The organism is SAR324 cluster bacterium (assembly GCA_029245725.1).
Taxonomy (GTDB): Bacteria; SAR324; SAR324; order SAR324; family NAC60-12; genus JCVI-SCAAA005.
The window spans coordinates 1-1,728 of the sequence record JAQWOT010000387.1 but is presented as its reverse complement, the minus strand read 5'-3'; the positions used below and the strand labels follow the sequence as shown (position 1 = coordinate 1,728).

At 48.8% G+C, this 1,728-nt stretch carries 1 protein-coding gene; it reads right to left on the bottom strand.

Going from position 1 to position 1,728, the window contains the following annotated elements; genetic code table 11:
• On the bottom strand, positions 1-1,219 hold a 1,219-nt coding region (locus P8O70_21255), incomplete at its 3' end, for an enolase C-terminal domain-like protein (GenBank protein MDG2199370.1).
• Positions 1,220-1,728 lie beyond the last annotated feature (509 nt).

Genomic DNA, 1,728 nt, shown 5'->3' with positions numbered 1-1,728 from the left:
ATCCGAGCTGACTTGGGAGAACATAGGCGCCCTGATGCATCCGCACTGGGTTTAGAAACACATCCTCTTGCAAAAAGTTCAGGTATTCCACCACCTGGCTAGCTGAGTTTCCTGAGACGGTGATTTGATCCCAGATCGCATAGTGCTGAATCATGTTGCACAAGCCAATTCCACCACCATGCGGACAAACAGGGACCTGGTATTTTGCTGCCAATAAAATCACGGCCATCACATCATTCACCCCGGAGAGCCTGGTTGCATCAATCTGACAGAACTGAATCACTCCCTGCTGGAGGAACTGCTTGAAAATCACTGGAGAAGGCACCTGCTCCCCGCAAGCCAGGCCCACACCATGTTCTCTCAAGGCTGCTCCAATTTGCTGGTAACCAAAGACATCATCCCGAGCGGTGGGTTCCTCAATCCAGTGAGGGCGGAATTCAATGAGCTGCAGCATATGCGAAATGGCCTCCTCAACACCCCAGATCTGATTGGCATCCAACATCAGCAGAGAGTCCTCTCCAATTGCGCTCCGGATAAAGGCCAACCGTTGTCGATCTTGCTGCACATTGAGGCCAACTTTCATTTTGAAACAGTCCAGCCCCTGCAATTTCACCTGCTCAATGGTCTGGATGATCTCTGAGTCTGACAAGCCAAGCCAGCCAGCTGTAGAGTAAGCCTTTGGACCTCTTTGATGCAGCTGCTCTTCACGTCCAGCTTTTGAACCCACGTTCTGCTGCAGCGACTCAAGAGCCTCTTCAGGATCGAGGGCATCTCGCAAGTAGCGCCAGTCAATGCAATCGATGACAGTCTGTGGAGGTAGATCCACAAGCAGTTTCCAAAGTGGTTTGCCCTCCACTTTGGCCCAGAGATCCCAGAGGGCATTGATGATCGAGCCAATGATCATGCGCCCCATCCCATCACCCATCCAGCGGAGTTGATGATGATCCAAAAGCATTTTGTGAAAGCCTCCGGGATCTTCGATGAATTCCTCAAGGGAGCGCCCAATCACCAACTGCATCAGGTCCTTGACACCATAGGCAATCCAATCATTGCCTGCACCGATGGTGAAATTCACCGATATACCAGTGAGACCACTCCCAAGATGTAGCCGGGTCAAGACCGCAGAGTAGTTGGGTTTCCTGTGGAAAGGGTCCGAACCGAGTAGACTGTCCGAGGTTGGTACCCTGAGATCGATCACCTCAAATTCCTTGATTAGCATCTCCCTCTCCAGAAAGGTTTTTCAACGTGACGATTACCGTTAGCTGTGATCTTCAGAGCTATTTAATTGGCACTTCAACATCCTTCATTTCTGAAAGGAATATCAATGACCAACGCCTTCTGCGGTTTTTAATCAGATTTTTCGATACAAACCGCGTTTTGCAATTTCAAAGCAAGGGAGGAACTGAAATAGAAGCATCTTCAAATGAATCTGGAGGAAAAAGGCTTTTCGGAGAGAATAAGATTGGTGAGGATTAAAATTGTGCTAATCCATTTGGCCTGAGTGAGGATTGTGTCAGAGCCAGCAAAAGAAATTAATTAATGGTGGCCAGAGCGGGAATCTAACCTACGACACACAGATTTTCAGTCCAACCAATCGGCAGAATGCCAGAAGGCTGACAGGTCGAGTAAGGTCCTGATAGCAGTGGGTAATCAAGACGGTCTAGCGTACCTACGATGCTCTTCCTCAGATCTCTCCCAGTACAACTATTCCAGATCTTTTAGTAATAC